Origin of the sequence: Alicyclobacillus sacchari, from assembly GCF_004366795.1 — a bacterium.
GTDB lineage: Bacteria > Bacillota > Bacilli > Alicyclobacillales > Alicyclobacillaceae > Alicyclobacillus > Alicyclobacillus sacchari.
In genome coordinates this window covers 184679-203058 of the sequence record NZ_SORF01000001.1, presented here as the reverse complement: position 1 = coordinate 203058, position 18380 = coordinate 184679, and the positions used below count along the sequence as shown (strand labels likewise).

Here is an 18380-nt window from a genome sequence, read left to right as displayed (position 1 = left end):
GGTGAGGCGGCGTGATCGAAGTGAAGCGGCCAAGGCCGTGGGCTCGACTCGAATACGTGATTTTGCTCGGATGGTTTCTGTACTTTGCCGTACACGCTGCCCTTCCGCTGTCAGATCCAGACACCCCTTGGCACCTCGCCACGGGCGACTATATCCTGGCGCATCACAAGATTCCGACGACGGATCCCTTTTCGTGGTCCATGCATGGACAACCATGGGTGACGCAAGAGTGGTTGTTTGAGGTTGTGCTCGCATGGCTCGCAAATCACTTTGGATTTGCCGGTGTATGGGGGCTTGTGGTCTTTCTGCACACGGTCACGGTGCTTGCTGTGTATCGTCTGGTGTCCACTCTCTCACAAGACAACCGCGTGTTTGCTGCCATCGCCGCACTGATCGCGGTGGCGGCTGGTATCGCTTTTTGGGTCGTGCGTCCGCAACTGGTTTCCTACACGATGTTTGCCGTTTTTTTGCTCGTTCTCGAGCGCGTTCGATCCGGCCGTGTTTGGATGTTGCTCTTCGTTCCTCCACTTGTTCTCGTTTGGGCTAACGCTCACGCATCGGTCTCAATTGGCATCCTGATGCTGGTGTTTGAAGTGGTCGTTTCCTTTCTGCCGACCATCGGCCGCCTACAGGGACAACGACTGCCCAATCGAACCCGTCTTTCGCTGCTGGTGACCGCTGTGGTATCCATCGGCTTTGGATTACTCAATCCCAACGGATATCACGAATTTACATACGCACTGTTGTCGAATAACGCGCTGATGACCAGTTCGATTAACGAATGGCATTCGCCAAATTTTCATAGTACGTATTATAAATATGGCGTGATTCCGTTTCTCGCTGGCGTGCTCGTGGTCGTGATCGCCCGCCGCCGGGACATCCCGCTAAAATACGTTCTCTACTTTGGCGGCTGTTTCGCATTGACACTTGTATACCAGCGTTTCATGCCCTATCTGGCAATTGCGGGAGCGCCGCTGATTGGGTTTGTGACATATGATTGGGCCCGGGTCCTCGCCACGCCATCGCGATTTTTCCGATACGTGTGTTTGATTGCGCTCATAGCGGAGGTAGCCGAGTTTGGATTTAAAATGCCCTCCATTCGAGGATCGGTGGAGTCGCATTTGGATTCCGGCGCTTATCCCGTTGCTGCTGTCAACTACTTGCTCAAACATCACGTTCCAGGACCGCTCTTGAATGCGTATGACTACGGCGGATATTTGATCTATCGCGGCGTGCCGACATTCGTCGACGGTCGCACCGATATCTTTTTGCGCAGTAGCGTTTTCGCCGACTACATGGATTTGCAAAATTTAGCGTGGGACGCTCCACAATTGCTGGCCAAGTACAATTTCCAGTCGGCCCTGTTGCCCCCAGGCTACGCGCTGACCGTCTATCTTTCCAACAACCCGAATTGGACGTTGATCTATTCAGACGGAAACGCAGATATCTTTGTGAAGAACGCCTCAACGACTTCCGCATAAATATCGAGATCCCGGATGCGCAGCGAACGATTGCCCAGCATAGGCTGGAGTGACTGTTTGGCACCAGGGAGGCTATACCATGCGAATTCATCGCGTCCGTTCTGGAGAGACGCTCAGGCAAATTGCCGCTACCTATGGCGTGTCGGTGCGCGATATCCTGCGCTACAATGAGCTGCCTTCGCGCTCCGAAACCGTATCGGGTCTTGCACTGTTGATTCCGAAGGGCGATCCGCTCGCTGTTCAGCCCTACACCATTCAGGCTGGTGATACACCAGAGTCGATTGCGCAGCGTTTCGGCATTTCACCAGCAGTCTTCGCCAGCTGGACCGGTTTTGTGACAGGTTCCTCACTTTCTGTCGGTTCGCAGATTTATCTGCCCGTGCGCCGCACGTCGCGAAGAACCATCGAGGTGAACGGGTACATTGTACCGACAGGCGAACGGAGCGATGAAGAGATACTTGGGGACGTTTCCGATCTGACATACGTATGTACGTTCTCTTACCAGGTTCGCGCCGATGGCCACTTCGAAGCTCCGAAAGACGACATCGTGCTCTCCACGGCAAAACGGTACAACATTCGTCCACTCGTGACGATCACGAATTTTGATGGTAACAATTTCAACACGCAGCTTGCGCATTCCATTTTGGCCAACCGTTCACTGCGCCAGACGGTCATCGACCAGGTTTTGTCTATCTGCACGACAAAAGGGTACGCGGGGGTCAACGTCGATTTTGAGCATATGGATCCACCGGATCGGCCATTGTACAATGAATTTATCCGTGAGTTGGGGAATGTTCTCAGGGGCCGCAATCTCAGCATTTCCATCGCCATGGGCCCGAAGACAGGGGACAACCCAAACCAGCCTTGGATGGGCGCGTTCGATTATCGAACGCTGGGCCAGGAAGTCGATTTTGTGATGCTGATGACGTACGAGTGGGGATGGGTCGGCGGACCTCCGATGGCCTGCAAGATGCTACATGTGCACGGCCGAGCGAGACTGATTCCTGAAGTGGGTGATATACAGCTATCCATTTGATGAGTTTATAACGATATAGTTATAATGTATCGAGGTGATCGAGATTGGACTTTGACAGTTTCGCGAACACGTTGAAGGCCTTGGCAGATCCAACGCGCCTTCGCATGATTGCGCTGTTGAACGTTCGTGAGCGGTGCGTATGCGAGTTGGTACCTTTGTTTGGTATTTCACAGCCTGCGATTTCAAAACATCTCAGCCGGCTGAAGGCAGTGGGCCTTGTGCAGGAAACACGCAGAGGTATGTGGGTATTTTACTCGCTGAACAAGGCACGGCTCGTGGAAGTAGGCATATCGCTCCACCAGTTGTCGGAGATGACGAGAGAATTGGATGATCTCCCCCATCCGCGATTTTCGGTCGACTGTGAGGGTGTGGCCACATGATGGCGTCTACCGCATGGTTAGCCATGGCTGTATTTGTCGTGACGTTGGTGTTTGTGATATGGCAACCCAAAGGTTTGTCGATTGGATGGAGCGCCGTAAGTGGTGCAGTGCTTGCGCTGTTATTGCATGTTGTGCATGTCGCGGATGTATGGTCGGTGACGAAAATTGTCTGGGATGCGACGCTGGCTTTTGTAGGCATCATCATGAACTCCATGATCCTGGACAAAATCGGTTTTTTCGAATGGGCTGCGCTCAAAATGGCGCACGCAGCCAAAGGGAATGGAAGAAAAGTTTTTTTGTTTGTCATTACTCTAGGGGCCGTTGTCTCGGCGTTTTTTGCCAACGACGGAGCTGCGCTCATTTTGACGCCCATTGTTCTCGAAAAAGTGAAATTGCTCAAATTCGACACGAAGAGGATGTTGCCATTCGTTCTTGCGAGCGGGTTTATCGCCGATACCACGTCACTTCCGTTCATTGTGAGCAATCTTGTGAACATCGTGTCTGCCGATTACTTTGGCGTTGGGTTTATCAGCTACGCCCTGCACATGGTTGTACCTGACTTGGTTGCATTTGGTGCTAGTTTTTTGATGTTATACCTGTTCTTTCGAAAAGATATTCCAAGGGAGTACCGTCCGAGTGATTTGCCGGACGCGGCAAGTGCCATCCGGCATCGAGGCATGTTTCGAGCATCCTGGATTATCCTCGTCATACTGCTCGTCGGCTACGTTTTAACCGAGTTGCTACATATCCCCGTGAGTTTCATCACACTCGCGGTTGCGCTTGCTTTTTTGATAGCCGGAGCGCGTACGAAGACCGTTGCGCCGTGGCGAACCGTTCGATCGGCGCCTTGGTCAATTGTTGTCTTTTCTATAGGTATGTATGTCGTCGTTTATGGACTGCGCAATGCGGGGCTCACCAACCTCCTGGGACGTCTCATGCAGTGGTCGACGCACGGAGGGTTGTACGGCGGGACCTTGTTCACAGGCTTCGCTGCTGCCATCCTGTCGAGCATCATGAACAATTTGCCGACAGTCATGGTTGGTGCACTTGCCATACATTCCGCGGCTGTAACGGGTCTGATGCGTGAAGCGATGGTATATGCCAATGTCATCGGTTGCGATTTGGGGCCGAAAATCACCCCCATTGGTTCCCTTGCGACGTTGCTTTGGTTGCACGTCTTGGCACAAAAAGGCGTTCGTATCGGCTGGGCGCAATACTTCAAGACAGGTGTGATTCTCACGCTTCCCACGTTGTTTATCACTCTATCTGGTTTGTATGTCTGGATGCTCGTTGTGCATTGATGTGAGGAGGGATTTCGGTGAAAAAACCATTTATCTATTTTCTTTGCACCGGCAATTCCTGCCGCAGCCAGATGGCAGAAGGTTGGGCGCGGCACTTTGCGGGGGATCATATTGAAGTGCAGAGCGCGGGCGTTGAGCGGCATGGTCTGAATCCGCGGGCTGTAGCCGTCATGTGTGAAGCCGGTGTTGACATCTCTCACCACACTTCGGATCTGATCGATCGAGATATGCTGAACCGCGCGGACATCGTCATTACACTTTGTGGGGATGCACGCGACAAGTGTCCGGCAACCCCGGCTCACGTGCGGCATTTGCACTGGGGATGTCAAGACCCCGCGAAGGCCTCCGGCACGCAGGAGGAGATCATGGCGCATTTCCGAGAAGTTCGAGATGAGATTCGCGATCGCGTGAAAACGTTGATTACGGACGTGTTAGGTGAATACCCGAGCGGAGATCATACAAATGGCTGATTGCTGTTCGCGTGCATCCATGCCCCAATCCACAAAGCCTGATGAGGTTTGGATTGCTTGCAGACACTTGCTAAATCCGTGCCTTTCATGACGCTGAAATCGTTGTTGCAGCGCGCTGCGGTTGTGATGTGAACAACCCACAAGGCTCGTGTTGCTTGGGCAATTTGACGACATGGCTCAAGCAACACGGTGGATATGAGGTATCGCATGGATGTGCATGTGCACACGGACGATCACGCAATGTGAAACGAAAGCCGCCAAGCGTGATCGTCGAGCCATTTGTAGAGGGCTGGGCAATGGAGATACGCCACTTCTGTAGGAGTCCTGTATTCGATGGTATCTCGCTGAGTTTGTATCTGATACCCGCTCTTGGTCTTTATGATCGTGTATGCCGGCGTGATGGAAATCGGCGTGTTATCCGCTGCGGTGAAAAATAGCATGTCTGGACCCACGTATGCGTTAAACACCAGATTCGGCGAAGGCGTTGGAAGCTCCCATGTTGTGCGAGTAGCCTGCTGCAACCACGCTGTCACTTGTCGTGAAACGGCATGTAGATCATTGGGATCGTAACCGGCACCGGCGGGACCGCTGGCAATCGACAGTGACTTGATCCGTGTCGGCAGTGCAACAGGCGGGGCTGCTGAACGGGCGATTTGCGCAATGTCCCATACATACCTGTGCTGCAATTCAAAAAGGGAAATCAGATAGTACGATGCATGTCCTTCGCCCGTGATCGACAGTCGCACCTTGGCTATGGGTGGAGAAACAGAATCGTTCCTGCTCAACAATTGATAGGAGACGATCACGCCGTTTAGGCTGGTTGTCAGTGCATCGTGTTTTGTGGTAGTCCAGCCTGTATGAGCAAAACCCGCAGGCAGTAGATTGCCTGTATAGACCTGTGCTGACTGAACCGGATCTGTCCGCCATGGGCTATGCGCCTTGGCTGCTGCCAAGCTCTGCTGCTCCGGAATCCGTTCGCGAATCACGTTGCCGTCTTCGTAGAACGGAACTGTCAATTGATTCGCCTGTACTGCGTAGTCGGTCAAATGGTACAGGATATCTGAAATCGCAGGGATCGCTTTGGCTGGCGAATTGACAACCGTTCTCGAGGCTTGCGACTTTTCCTGAATACCATAGCCGCCTGCGACGAGAGCGATGGCTGCCGCCAAACCGGCTATCGATGCCCATCTGCCCCGGGTATTGACGAATGCTCGCTTGCGTGTGCTGCGCATGTCGGCCTCGATGTTTTGCCAGATGCGCTGTCGCTGTGTTTGTGACATACGGACGGACCTCATGTTTGCCAACTCTTGCTCGATATTGTGCAAGTTGCTCAATGTCCCCCAACCTCCGTTTCGTCATCGTCGGAGAGCATATCTCGTAGCTTGACGAGCGCTCGATGCGTTGTCGAACGTACTTTGTTCTCGTTCCAACCGAGTACTTGTGCGGTTTCTTCTACGGTGAGACCTTCAATATGACGCAGAATGACAACTTGTTGGTAGGAATCGCGAAGACGCCTGATGGCACTTTCAATCACGACGGAAGCTTCTACCGTATGTTGCCACTTGGAATCAGGGACTGGTGCACATCGCAGCGCAGCCTGTTCTGATCGTCGTCTACGAAACTTGTCGCACATGACATTTCGTGCGATCTGCAGCAGCCAGGTGCGCTCGCTTGCTTCTCCGCGAAATCTCGACCAGCCCCGAAGAGCGCGTAAAAACACCTCCTGTACCACGTCGTATGCATCGTCTTCACCGCCAAGAGCAAATCTGGCATAGCGATAGACATCGTCCGCATAGCGCTCGTATAGCCTTGAAACCTCTTCGCGGACCGCTGGTGGGTAAGCTTCCATGAGACCATGGCACCTCGCAATCTCTGTACATCTACTTAGACGTACCAAAACGGAAAAGATCGCAGGCGGCAGGGGATGAGTCAAGAGGGGAGCCGAGCGCCTTGGCTCGGCCTCTGGTAATACCGTGGTGTTATACAAATCGCAGTTGATACCCAGGGTAAAAGAGGCTAAGGATCGTCGTGAATGGGAGCTTTCCCGTTTGAGCCCAATATTGCGATCCCCATTGTGACATGATGAAGGTTCCAACATATCCCGAATTGCTGCCGTCTGGAGTGCCAGCGCGAAAGTCGAGTGGTCGAATGGAGCCGTCGCCCGGCACGAACACCATGTTCCACGTCTCCTGAACCGCCAGATCGGTGGCAACTTGGCCGCTTAGATACTTGAAGGTCTGAAAATTGGTTGTGTTGTCCACATCGTATGTAAAGCCACCTTCAGTTGTTGGGTGGAGCGACCAATACCATGCGAACATCTTCACCGCAATCGCGCCAGCCTTCAAAGCTTCGGGGTTCCAACTCGGCACCCATTCGTTCGGTAATACGTCTTCGCAATACTCTTCAAAACCTACCGTTTGCACGTACAAAATTGGGCTGGTCGGGTTGTTGTTGGCGCGGATGGCAACCCGAATGACGGAAGGATAAGGTGTGTTATAAATCGTCTGGGCACTTGCCACCGGAGCCTGTTCCAGTGCGAATACAAGCGTAGCAGACGCTAGTGCCAATTGCAGAGACCTCAAAGCACGCATGGGCAGGCACACTCCTTATTGCTGTTGCTGTGGACTCCACGGGGCGTATTCGGGGTCGCCTGGAATGGGCGCCTGCCGCTTGAGCTTGAGCTCGGACGCGTAACGGTCGATGTAGCGTTTTAAGTCGTGTGTACTAAAGTTACCAAGGGAGGTCGACGGAGCGTTACGGCGGTTGGCTTGTATCGGCTGCAGGATGACCGGTTGCACCGTGTGTTCCGTGATCGGGATGATGTATACAGCCTGTTCATTGAAGCCGTCTGCCACGACGATGGCACTGACCACGCCCTTAGCCTCAAATTTTTTGTTCCAGTCCGCCTTGTACATGGGGACCTTGGCGTCCCATGTACCTTGCGCATTGGTTAGACCGGTGGCGACGATGCTCCCCTCGTGATTAATGACGATCACGCGAGCATTGGCAACCACGGTCGAGGTCGAGGACCCAACCCGAAACTCGATGTCCCCTTTGTGGCCAGAATCGACCACAAGAGCACTTGCACCGGTTGGAGCCAATAGGCAAAACAGCAGAGCCGACATAGAAAGGCAGCCAGCAAACCGTTTCATGAAATGCCTCCTCCTTACAAATGTAACTGCTATTGAGGGTGTCCAAGCTGCGTTTGATTATGTGATATCACTTTATCTCACTATTTCTTTATCGAAGGAAAGCATTTCTCATTGCGATCTGCATTTGCACGCTATAGGATGATTTTCGGGACAAGAAAGGAGTTAACAAGGTGAGTCAGAGGCCAGCAAGTACACCATTCTCAGAGCAACCCGTGCGCAAAAACGCAGAGGTTGGCCTGCATCGTGAACTTCGATCTCGCCACCTGTCGATGATCGCTCTGGGTGGAGCCATCGGGACGGGACTTTTTGTGGCGAGTGGATCGTCCATTTCCACGGCGGGGCCTGGCGGCGCGCTGTTGGCATATATCATTGTCGGCATCATGGTCTATTTCATTATGACCAGCCTCGGTGAGATGGCCACATTCATGCCCATTGCGGGGTCATTTGAACAGTACGCCACACGTTTTGTCGATCCGGCGTTTGGTTTTGCGCTTGGATGGAATTATTGGTACACATGGACCGTTACATTGCCAGCAGAATTATCGGCGGGCGCGATTGTGATGAAGTACTGGTTTCCACACACGCCTTCCGTGGTTTGGAGTGCCGTGTTTCTCGCAGTGTTGTTTTTGCTAAACGTCGTGTCCGTGCGAGGATACGGGGAGGGCGAGTATTGGTTTGCTGGAATTAAGGTATTGACCATTATCGTCTTTATTGTCATTGGTTTAGCCATGATTTTCGGAATCTTGGGCGGGCATTCTGTTGGCTGGCACACGTTTATGACAGGGGGGACGCCCTTTCACGGTGGTTGGCTGGGCTTTCTTGGCACCGTGATGGTCGCAGGGTTCGCTTTTCAGGGGACGGAATTGGTAGGCCTGGCTGCTGGCGAAAGTGATAATCCGGAGCGGGCTGTGCCGCGGGCGATCCGTCAAGTGTTTTGGCGCATTTTGTTGTTTTATGTGTTGGCCATTTTCCTCATTGGTATGCTGATTCCCTATACGGATCCAAACTTACTGAATGCCAGCGTGAACAATGTGGCCATCAGTCCCTTCACTCTTGTGTTCCGCAGGGCAGGGTTTGCGCTTGCAGCAGCGGTGATGAATGCTGTGATCTTGACGGCTGTGCTGTCAGCAGGGAATTCTTCTTTGTACGCATCGAGTCGCATGCTTTGGGCACTTGCTTGTGAAGGGAAAGCGCCGCGCGTATTTGCGCAGGTCAATCGCCGCGGTGTGCCCATGAACGCGCTCTATGTCAATACCATCATAGGATTTGTTGCATTTCTCTCATCGTTTGTCGGCAATGGCGCTGTCTATACGTGGATGATGAACGCAGCCAGTTTGACGGGTTTCCTAGCTTGGCTCGGGGTGGCCGTCAGTCATTATCGGTTCCGCAAGGCTTATCTCGCACAGGGACGCGACTTGAACAAGCTGGCGTACCGCGCGAAGTGGTATCCGTTCGGGCCGCTGCTTGCAACGGTGTTGTGTGCCGTTGTCATCGTTGGGCAAGATATCAGCGCCTTTACGGGCGGTAAAGTCGATTGGACAGGGGTCATTGCGACGTACATCGGGATTCCGTTGTTTTTGGCCTTGTGGTTCGGCTACAAGTGGATCAAACGGACAAAGCTTATTCCGCTTTCGGAAGTCGATTTCGATCTCGATTGAGCATCAATCGTCACCGATGTAGAGAAGGCCGCAGGTATGTACTCCTGCGGCCTTTTTCAAGCAAAGAAGGGGAGATGTAAAAACCGATATCAAGCTTTCATCGACTGAATTTTTTGTTCCAGTCGTTCGGTTTGCTTCTTCACATAACGATTCAATGAAATCATGCCGGCCGTGATGAGGACGATGGCCGCAATTGTTCCGAACATCCTTCGCACCTGCCCATCACATCGTATTTCATCTACACTTTCTCATTCTACCCAATGATCCTTGAAACAAACTTAAACGAGTCCGGGTTTCAAAACTTTTTTCGATAGCCGTCGGCAACGGGCAAATGGACGGGGGGTTACGGCATACGGTTAGGCGGGGGGATGCCGATGCCAAAGCGGAAACTCGTGAAAGTATCGCGCGTCGAGTTTGGAACGGTCGATCCAGCCGTCATCGCGGATCGACTCCTGGAGTTGATGCGATCTGTGGTTAGTTCAGGGGTGTCGTGCAAGGAGAACCAGCCATGATCCAGAGGCGAAGCCCTGACAATGGCGCTGCCCGCGTCTGCGCCATCTACGCTCGCGTGTCCGACGAGTCACAGGTGCACGGTGATTCACTTGACCATCAGATTGCGTATGCGCGCGAATATGCGCGCAGGCGAGCAAGTGATGCGGAAGAGGTATGGGTGGTCCCAGACGAGCTCGTGTATGTCGACGAAGGGATCACCGGTTTGAGTATGGTCAAGCGGCCCGCCGTACTGCGGCTCTTGGAAGATGCCAGGCATGGCCGCTTTGACGTCCTGCTCTGTAAAGGCATATCCCGTTTTGCGCGCGATACGGTGGATGCTTTGACGATGCTGCGTTCGTTAATCGCTTGTGGTGTTCAGGTTATATCAATTGAGGAAAACTTTGATAGTCATCGCGATCGGGCCGAGTTTGTGTTTACGATTCACAGCGCTTTAGCCCAGGCTGAATCGGAGAAGACATCGGTTCGAGTGCGACTTGGAGCGATGCAAAAGGCTCGCAGCGGCAGGTGGAATGGCCGACCACCCGACGGCTATCGGTTGAATCGCGAGACACAACGGCTTGAAATCGACGATGAACAAGCCCTGGTGATCCGTCAGATCTTTGCGATGTATCTGGCTGGGTTCGGATGTCGGGCCATCGCGGAACGACTCAATCAGCAAGGCATTGTCACGGCGAATGGGAAGCTATGGAGCCAGCGTCGGATTGCACGTATCTTGCAAAACCCGGTCTATTGCGGCGAGATCGTGTATGGCAGGCGAACCAAGCGGATGCGCTTTCGGCAGGGGGAGTCGGGCATCGTCGAACGCCGTACGGATTGGGTGCACGATGACGCCGAAATTGTGCATGTGCCCGAAGCACATCCGGCTTTGGTCGATCGCGACATGTTTGCAGCGGTTGCGCATCGCTTGCAGGAGCGCCGTTTGCAGCGCGGGCGTGATGGAAGTGTGCACCTGCTGGTGGGGGTGGCGCGCTGCACGTGCGGAGGGAGGCTTGTGACGAAGGAGAATGGGCATCACACGCTCTATTATCGCTGCGCTCGCCAGGCGGAGTTTGGACGGGTCGCCTGTACGGCTCCATATGTGCGTGCGGATGACCTAGAACAGGCGGTCTTACAGCGGATCAGGGAAGATGTTGTCACGCATTTGCCCCTGCGCGATCGTGTCGTGACAGGCAGACCGCTGCGTCGGCAAGCGATAGATGTTGAGCGATCGCGCCTTGTCGCCCAATTCGAGAAGTTGTTTGCCGCTTATGCGTGTGGTGCACTTTCACTGGCGCAGTTTGATCATCTCAACGGTCAATTGCGCGAACGGTTGGCCGCATTAGAGGGGGCGTCAGGAGGACAGGAAGACCATGGTCACGAGGAGGTCCGGCTTGCCGATTGGATTCTCCCTTGGTTAGCGGTTCGCTCATTCGACTTGGAATCCGCCTCCATCCAGCGGCGTATCCTAACGACGCTGGTACAAGAGGTGAGGCTCATTTCGTTCAATCCCGACATCTCAGCGGTCATCCGTTACAGGTTTGCAGAGGTATAACAGGGATCGGTCCATATGTAGTTTGATCATGGCAAGCGGACCACCGATGGCCATCGCCCCTATCGATCAGGTGAGGGAAGTGTTGACGTACGCCACCAGCGTGATCGAGCCAGGCAAGATTCTCATGGGCATGTCCTTGTACGGGTATGATTGGCCGCTGCCTTACGAGAAAGGGCGCACGAGGGCCAGTGGCGTGTCAAACAATACAGCGCAAAATTTGGCTATTGCGGAGAGGGCGCCCATCCTCTGGGACATCAAATCGGCGTCTCCATATTTTGAATACACAGTTGCCGGGGTGCAGCATCGCGTGTGGTTTGATGACGCCCAAAGCGCCGCCATTAAGTTGGCGTTAGTGGACGAATATCAGTTGCGTGGCGTTTCCATGTGGGTGCTTGGCAATGAATTTCCGCAGCTTTGGTATCTGTTGAAGGACGGCTATACCATTCGAAAATATTGACACGGAGTCAGCAACGCCCCAGTTGGATAACCGGGGGCGTTGCTGTAGCCATGAGGTCAATCGACCAATTGTGAGGTCGGGCCAAAGAACTCGAAGCGAATACGGTCTTCTTGGATGCCCATGGCATGCAATGTCTTGTAGATGGCGCGCATGTAGGGAGTCGGTCCGCAGAAGTAGAATGTAGCATCTGCTGGCGCCAAGCGTTCAATTAAATCGCGATCGACAAATCCGGACTTGGTGAAGTGCGGATGCCGCTCGTCCTCGCCTTGTGGTCGCTCGTACACCACGTGGTATGAGAAGTTCGGTTGTTTGGCCAGCTCGCGCAACCGTCGATCGAATGCGTGCACACTGCCCTCGATGGCCGCGTGGATGTAGACGATGGGACGTGTGTCTCCGTGCTCCGCCAGCGTCTGAGCCATGCTGACCAGCGGTGTCATACCAACACCGCCGCTCAAAAGCACGATGGGCCTCTCGTTCGTTGTATCCAATTTGAAATCGCCTGCAGGGGCACTGGCCTGAAGTCGATCTCCGACTTGCACCGTGTCGTGTAAATAGGTTGAAACGATGCCATCCGGCAGACCATTCACTCCAGCTTCTCGCTTCACGCTGATCCGATAATAGGGTTTACCAGGTGCATCGGACAAGCTGTAATGGCGTCGTTGCAGATATGGTTGCCCAGGTACCTGAACGAGTAACGTAAGATATTGCCCCGGGATATAGCTGGCGATGGCTTTACCATCCGCTGGTTCAAGGTAAAACGACGTGATGGCTTCGCTTTCTTTCACTTTATCGCGCACGACGAATTCTCGAAAGCCTCGCCATCCGCCTGGTTGCTCGGCGGCTTCGCGGTAGAGTTCATGTTCCACCGAGATGAACACATCGGCAATGACGTTGTACGCCTGCGCCCAGGCGTCTATGATTTCTGGCGTTGCCGCGTCGCCCAAGACTTCCTGAATGGCCTTCAATAAGGTTTCGCCGACAATGGCGTATTGATCCGGCTTGACCCCAAGAGCCCTATGTTTTTCCGAGATACGCTGAACGACGGGAAGAATGACGGAAAGGTTGTCGATATGTGCCGCGGCAGCGTACACTGCATTGGCAAGCGCCGTTTGTTGGTTCCCTTTGCGCTGATTTGTTTGGTTAAACAAGTTGAGCAGTTCCGGATGTTCACTGAACAAAATGTGATAAAATCGGCCAGTAATGGCCTCGCCATGTTGTTCTAAAACGGGCACCGTTGACAGGATGATGGATTTCGTCTCCGTGCTTAGCATGCTGATTCCTCCTGTGTCGTTCTCGTTGACGATGTCATTATAAGGGGCGCGGCGACACAAATATATATCCAAAATACATCTTTATTTGACGGATGTATGACGAAAGGGGATCCAAAGCGTGAACTTGACGTTGTTCACGGATTACTCGTTACGGACACTCATGTACGTTGCTTCGCTTCCGCCCGAAGAACTTGCCAATATTGATGAAATCGCGAAAGTGTACGGGATATCGCGAAATCATTTGACGAAGGCCGTGCATAGGCTTGGACAACTGGGTTACATTCAAACGATTCGGGGCCGTAATGGAGGCTTCCGGCTCGCCAAACCTGCCGTAGACATTCCCATTGGCGAGGTGGTCCGCCAAATGGAAGAGAACCTGCACGTTGTCGAGTGTTTTCAAGGTGAGACCGGTTTATGTATTTTGAATCCAACGTGCAGATTGAAACGCGTTTTACAGAAGGCGATGGAGGCCTTCCTGTCTGTTTTGGACGAATATACCTTGGCTGATGTGGTTGGCGATCCGGTTCTGTTGCGAGTGCTTTTTACACAGCACCGAACTTCCTGAGAAGGTTGCAAAGTTGATGTCATTCGACAAATTGACACGCGATTCGCCAAAGCCGTCAAAGGATTTTCGCGACTTCGACAGCTTTCGTCAGATTCTGCATCTTCGCTGTGATATCGTAGGCCTACACCAATCTTTTGGGGGGCGCCTGTCGTGCACAATGAGGATTGGTCACTGCGAGATGACATGATTTGGTGCGTAATCTGCCACCAACTTCGCGACAGCAAACAGGCCGCGTCTGAAATGCATACCTGCTTTCGGCTCATGCCATCAGGGATGTACCGGTTTGGAGTCTGCTCACTTCACCAAGGCGAGGCAGATGAGGATGGCTCTCGCTGATGACCCTGTCGAACACGTACAACCCAGCGTCCGATGCCAAGACAGATGGCCATTACCAAGATGGCTCCGCACGCAATGGGGATCATACCGGAAACGCCATTGGCAGTAAATTGCACCCAGATGTCGACAGGAAGCGTATAAGGGTGATACGCCATCAACATGGTGGCTCCAAACTCGCCCACTGCTCTGGCAAATGTTAATGCAGTGCCTGCTACAATCGCCTTTTGCGATAAAGGGGTATAAATTTTTCGAAACTGTGTCAATAAATCTGCTCCATCCAATATGGCCGCCTCGCGAAATTCGCTTGGTACCGCACGAAATCCTGCCTCCGCGGTGACAATCAAAAACGGCCCAGTGATGTACCATTGTGCAAGTACGATTCCCCATATTGAGTTTGTCAACATCACGCCGCGCGCAGCCGTCCATTGGCCAATAAACGCGTAAGGGCCAAACAGGTCGACTAACGCCACGCCACCTACAATTGGTGGAAGGATCAGCGGCAGGAGAAGAAGCGTTTCAAGCAGCCACTTTCCCGGAAACCGAGCGATTGAAATCAAAAATGCTGCCGGCAAACCGAAGCAAAGCGACAGGATGGTTGCCGTCGCTGCGCTAAGGAGCGACGTTGCGACGGCAGTCAGCAGTTCAGGATCGATCCAGGATTTCAGCATCGAAGCTGGAGACGTATCGACGAACAGATGCGCTATCGGGAGCAGGATGTACAGTATGGGCACGATAGCGCACGCAATCAGCAGCGTGAGACGCAGCGAGATCGACTTCACGATAGCTTCCCCTGAATGGTTGACAGAAGACTCTGCGGCACGGCAGCCTCATCTCCACCGACTTCGATCTTGGTCGCCGTAAATCCATCGCGCATGAGCATCGTATGTCCCTGGCCATGAATCATATAGCGGACAAAAGTTGCTGCCGCCGCCGGATGCGGGGCTCGATTTGGTATCGTGATGGTGAACAGAATAGGCGCACCGATGATTGGCTTCCCGTGTTTCGGCTGCCACGCTACCTTGGCATATGCTTGGGCATCCGCCGGATCGCCCAAGTTGATGGCGCTTGGCAGCGAGATGTATGGCACGTGCCATTCAATGGCTTCGTGTTTGTACGCGATCACGGCGTCCATTTGTCCGCTTGTCAGTTGCGCAATCAAGTCTTCCTCCGGGTAGACCTGCTTTGGATTCTCGTCATTTCCAAGTAAAGTTTGTTCCAGGTTTGGCTGATGATACAATTTCTCTGCCAGTTTCATCATGACAATCGTGTCGGCGCCCTTCGGATCGAGATTCGGGTCTGTGCGACCAAGCCGTAAGCCTGGGGTTGCAAGGACTTGGTACCACGGGAGCTTGTTTTGTGCAGCTTCTTGGAATTTGGATCGGAATCGGCTATGTGGAGAATACGCGATGACCAACTGGTCGGAGGCCAACGTGAGGTACCAGCGGATCGCGTTCCCGTTTGCATTGCCCATCAAATCGTTCGTATCTACGCTCGGCGAGGCGCTGATGAAGACGTCGGGATCCGCCACTTTGCCCGTGATCATGTGAGCTAATTCGGCAGACCCTGCCCCTTCGCCTTGTAAGTTGATATGCAGTGTCGTGTTGACCGCCGGGCGAATGTCGTTCTCCATCACATGCGTCATAGAGCCCGCATACAGCACCGACAACGGTGTTTCACCGTGCGTTACATTCATTGTCGTACTTGCTGCAGCTTTGGTTTCTTGAGGCGCTCCACACCCCGTTGCCATCCCGGCAATCGATAGCGTCGAGATAAGAAATGCGATGTAGGCACGGAACTTGGTTTGTGGCGTATACAAATGATTCACTTCCTTATCCAGATTGAAATTGAAGAGGGACGTTGGTGTTCAAAGATTGTCTGTCAATAAGTGATAACTTTGCCAGTGTGTTCGGTGTCGTAAGGACCAGCCGTACTCAAGTCCCGGCGGAATCGATCCGACTGCAGCATCTCGCACAGACGTTGTACCGCCGGATGCCGCAGATACGACCGAGGAATGAGGAGCATCGTGATTTCGTCCCGGATAGGTACAAAAGAGACGTCGTGTACGGTGCAAACACATTCGTGGGCTACGCCCAGGTCCGCTGCGCCGAGTGCGACCGCTTGTGCGACCTGCCAGTGATCGGCTGCCTCGCGATCGTATCCCGCCACATGGTCTGGTCTTACTCGTTGGCGCGCCATTTCCGCATCGATAAGTGCACGCGCGCCAGCACCCTCTGGACGATTGACGAGGCGAATGCCGCCGTCGTGAAAATCCCTGGTGACAAGCCAACGCTTTGGGTTTCCTTGGTTGACGACCCAGCCCATGCGCGCCCGTGCAAGTTCCATCACAAGCACCGATTCCGAGCATAGTGCCAATAGTTCCGGCACCTCGTCCTCTGCGCCGTGAACGGCGGCAACGTGTGTCACGCCTGCCGCAAGTTCCGCCAACGATTGGCGATTGGTCGCGTGAAAGTGCACCGCTTGGCACCCGGGCGCATCTTGCTTCATCCACCCTGCTACGAGGGATAGTGCCGGATCGCATCCGGATATGAACAAGGTGGTAAAGCTTTGTGTGGGATCACCGAGCCACTCGACACGCGCCTTGTCAACGGCCGCTGGTGAGGCAATGGCGAACGCTGGGGTACCAAACGCCGCGCGCCGCAGGGAGCGGACAATGGGTTCTCCATCGACATGCGCGACGACTGCCCGCATTTGATCACCCACAACCGTGGAATTCACGTCGGGAGCAAATAAGCGCCACGTCGCCGATTCCGCTTCTGGCGGTTGAAACAGCGATTCAACCGTCGTTCCTAGGGCTTCTGCCAGTCTCAGTGCGACATGGGTCAGGGGACTCACGCGGCCTTGTTCAATAAGGCCCAAAGCCTGTGGCGTGATCCCTGCTTGGTGTGCCATTTCCGACCGGGACAAACCAGCGCGTTGCCGCAATTGTTGAATTCGATTCGGATATTTCATCCCTGCCCCTTCCTGATAGCCGAAAATATATTTTCATATTACTTATCCATGAGCCATTTATGCAATTTTATTTTCAACATTAGTTTGTTAGGCATATCATAATCGGTTATGAAAAATACCAATGAAAGCGTTGACACCAGAGGGCTCCTTGGCTATGATTTGGCTGTCGTATTTTTTGAAAGCGTTTTATGAAACAGTTGCAAAGGAGGTGAGTACGCTTGCGAGCGACCATTCGTGACGTGGCGAAGGCTGCGGGTGTTTCGACCGCGACGGTTTCGCGGGTATTGAATAAACCGGACATGGTCGATCCGGAGACCATCGAGAGGGTTCGCGCAGCCATGGAGAGCATGGCATACCAGCCAAGCGCCATCGCTCGCGGCTTGTCCGCGAAACGCAGTGATACACTCGGTCTCATCGTTCCCGGCATCACGGATTTCTTCTTTAACGAATTGTACAAGGGGATCGATCGAGCGAGTCAGCAGAACGGAATGAAGGTTTTGCTGTACGATTCGGAGCACTCGCGTGATCGAGCCTTAGAGGGTTTTTCGATCCTCGGTGGCTATCAGGTTTCCGGGATTATTTTCACCAGCAAACTGGTCACAGAGGATTATGATCCGATATTGCAGCGGGTCGGCGTCCCTGTTGTGTTGACACTCACGCAGAGCGAGGCGAGAACGCCCGTACCTTCGTTTCGGATCGACGAAGTGCGCGCTATGTTCGATGTTGTGGCATACCTAGTGACGCGCGGACACCAGAAGATTGGAATGATCGCTGGCAGGCAGTGGGACGATAAGACGGGCGAACTGCGATTGGAAGGGTACCGCAAAGGGCTGCGCCACTTTGGGATTGAGTATGACGAGAAACTCGTAGAGTACGGTCAATACCGATTTGACGACGGATACCAGGCGATGCAACGGCTTCTGGAAAAGCAGCCAAACTTCCACATGACGGCGCTCTGTACGGCCTCGGATGAAATGGCACTAGGGGCCATTCGTTGCCTCAATGACAACGGTTTGCACGTACCAGAGGATATATCTGTCGTCGGGTTCGACGATCTTCCGCTCGCTCGCATGATTACGCCGCGGTTGACTACGGTGGCGCAACCGTTTGCCGAGATTGGCGAGGCCGCGGTCAGTTGGTTGGTACGAGCCGTCGGAAGAGAACCGTCACCGTCCGAGATAGGGGACTATCTGCTACCGCATCGATTGGTAGAGCGAGAATCCGTTCGCGCACTAGGATAATGAAACAAGGGGGCTACA

Annotated in this window: 19 protein-coding genes; 11 read left to right on the top strand and 8 right to left on the bottom strand. The window is 53.5% G+C overall.

Annotated elements, in window-relative coordinates:
• Positions 1–11: 11 nt before the first annotated feature.
• From C7445_RS00970 to arsC, 5 genes are all read left to right on the top strand, one after another.
• Positions 12–1481 (top strand): hypothetical protein, encoded by a 1470-nt coding sequence (locus C7445_RS00970; protein WP_208320798.1) that lies wholly within the window; start codon positions 12–14, stop codon positions 1479–1481.
• 79 nt (positions 1482–1560) lie between these two features.
• Positions 1561–2517, top strand: coding sequence for a LysM peptidoglycan-binding domain-containing protein (locus tag C7445_RS00965; protein ID WP_134158168.1), 957 nt, complete (start codon positions 1561–1563; stop codon positions 2515–2517).
• 44 nt (positions 2518–2561) lie between these two features.
• The gene (locus C7445_RS00960) at positions 2562–2897 is read left to right on the top strand and encodes an ArsR/SmtB family transcription factor (RefSeq protein WP_134158167.1); all 336 of its coding nucleotides are present in this window, start codon (positions 2562–2564) and stop codon (positions 2895–2897) included.
• The gene (locus C7445_RS00955; protein ID WP_208320797.1) at positions 2894–4198 is read left to right on the top strand and encodes an arsenic transporter; all 1305 of its coding nucleotides are present in this window, start codon (positions 2894–2896) and stop codon (positions 4196–4198) included. Before C7445_RS00960 ends, C7445_RS00955 begins: the two co-directional genes overlap by 4 nt.
• 17 nt (positions 4199–4215) lie before the next feature.
• On the top strand, positions 4216–4668 hold the full coding sequence (gene arsC, locus C7445_RS00950) for an arsenate reductase (thioredoxin) (RefSeq protein ID WP_134158166.1): 453 nt from the start codon (positions 4216–4218) through the stop codon (positions 4666–4668).
• Between the two features lie 233 nt (positions 4669–4901).
• Here the strand turns inward: arsC and C7445_RS00945 are convergent, their stop codons facing one another.
• From C7445_RS00945 to C7445_RS00930, 4 genes are all read right to left on the bottom strand, one after another.
• Positions 4902–5948, bottom strand: a complete 1047-nt coding sequence (locus C7445_RS00945) for a hypothetical protein (protein ID WP_134158165.1) — start codon at positions 5946–5948, stop codon at positions 4902–4904.
• A 50-nt stretch (positions 5949–5998) separates the two neighbouring features.
• Positions 5999–6517 carry an RNA polymerase sigma factor gene (locus C7445_RS00940; RefSeq protein ID WP_166668926.1) on the bottom strand — a complete coding sequence of 173 codons (519 nt, stop codon included), beginning with the start codon at positions 6515–6517 and terminating at the stop codon, positions 5999–6001.
• 130 nt (positions 6518–6647) lie between these two features.
• Positions 6648–7259: a SpoIID/LytB domain-containing protein gene (locus C7445_RS00935; protein ID WP_134158163.1), complete on the bottom strand. Its 612-nt coding sequence runs from the start codon at positions 7257–7259 to the stop codon at positions 6648–6650.
• Between the two features lie 15 nt (positions 7260–7274).
• Entirely contained in the window at positions 7275–7820 is a 546-nt protein-coding gene (locus tag C7445_RS00930) for a carboxypeptidase-like regulatory domain-containing protein (protein ID WP_243834864.1), read from the bottom strand.
• A gap of 269 nt (positions 7821–8089) precedes the next feature.
• On the opposite strand from C7445_RS00930, the gene C7445_RS00925 reads away from it, so the two are divergent.
• The 4 genes from C7445_RS00925 (at position 8090) to C7445_RS00915 (ending at position 11979) form a co-directional block, all read left to right on the top strand.
• Positions 8090–9478: an amino acid permease gene (locus C7445_RS00925; RefSeq protein WP_134158395.1), complete on the top strand. Its 1389-nt coding sequence runs from the start codon at positions 8090–8092 to the stop codon at positions 9476–9478.
• A gap of 374 nt (positions 9479–9852) precedes the next feature.
• A complete protein-coding gene (locus tag C7445_RS14480; protein WP_166668925.1) occupies positions 9853–9990 on the top strand; it encodes a hypothetical protein in 138 nt (45 codons plus the stop codon).
• The gene (locus C7445_RS00920; protein ID WP_134158162.1) at positions 9987–11522 is read left to right on the top strand and encodes a recombinase family protein; all 1536 of its coding nucleotides are present in this window, start codon (positions 9987–9989) and stop codon (positions 11520–11522) included. The genes C7445_RS14480 and C7445_RS00920 overlap by 4 nt, the downstream gene beginning before the upstream one ends.
• Positions 11523–11550: 28 nt before the next feature.
• Positions 11551–11979 (top strand): glycosyl hydrolase family 18 protein, encoded by a 429-nt coding sequence (locus tag C7445_RS00915; RefSeq protein WP_243834863.1) that lies wholly within the window; start codon positions 11551–11553, stop codon positions 11977–11979.
• Between the two features lie 56 nt (positions 11980–12035).
• On the opposite strand, the gene hmpA is transcribed toward C7445_RS00915, so the two are convergent.
• Positions 12036–13250 carry an NO-inducible flavohemoprotein gene (gene hmpA / locus C7445_RS00910; protein ID WP_134158161.1) on the bottom strand — a complete coding sequence of 405 codons (1215 nt, stop codon included), beginning with the start codon at positions 13248–13250 and terminating at the stop codon, positions 12036–12038.
• A gap of 118 nt (positions 13251–13368) precedes the next feature.
• Here hmpA and C7445_RS00905 point away from each other — a divergent pair, with 118 nt between their 5' ends.
• Complete coding sequence (locus tag C7445_RS00905) at positions 13369–13815, top strand: Rrf2 family transcriptional regulator (protein WP_134158160.1); 447 nt, start codon at positions 13369–13371, stop codon at positions 13813–13815.
• 299 nt (positions 13816–14114) lie between these two features.
• Here C7445_RS00905 and C7445_RS00900 read toward each other — a convergent pair whose 3' ends face one another.
• The 3 genes from C7445_RS00900 to C7445_RS00890 form a co-directional block, all read right to left on the bottom strand.
• Positions 14115–14930, bottom strand: a complete 816-nt coding sequence (locus C7445_RS00900) for an ABC transporter permease subunit (RefSeq protein ID WP_208320796.1) — start codon at positions 14928–14930, stop codon at positions 14115–14117.
• Positions 14927–15967 (bottom strand): extracellular solute-binding protein, encoded by a 1041-nt coding sequence (locus tag C7445_RS00895; protein ID WP_243834862.1) that lies wholly within the window; start codon positions 15965–15967, stop codon positions 14927–14929. Before C7445_RS00895 ends, C7445_RS00900 begins: the two co-directional genes overlap by 4 nt.
• A gap of 62 nt (positions 15968–16029) precedes the next feature.
• Complete coding sequence (locus C7445_RS00890) at positions 16030–17121, bottom strand: substrate-binding domain-containing protein (RefSeq protein ID WP_134158159.1); 1092 nt, start codon at positions 17119–17121, stop codon at positions 16030–16032.
• A 218-nt stretch (positions 17122–17339) separates the two neighbouring features.
• Here C7445_RS00890 and C7445_RS00885 point away from each other — a divergent pair, with 218 nt between their 5' ends.
• Entirely contained in the window at positions 17340–18362 is a 1023-nt protein-coding gene (locus tag C7445_RS00885) for a LacI family DNA-binding transcriptional regulator (RefSeq protein WP_134158158.1), read from the top strand.
• The last annotated feature ends 18 nt before the right edge of the window (positions 18363–18380 follow it).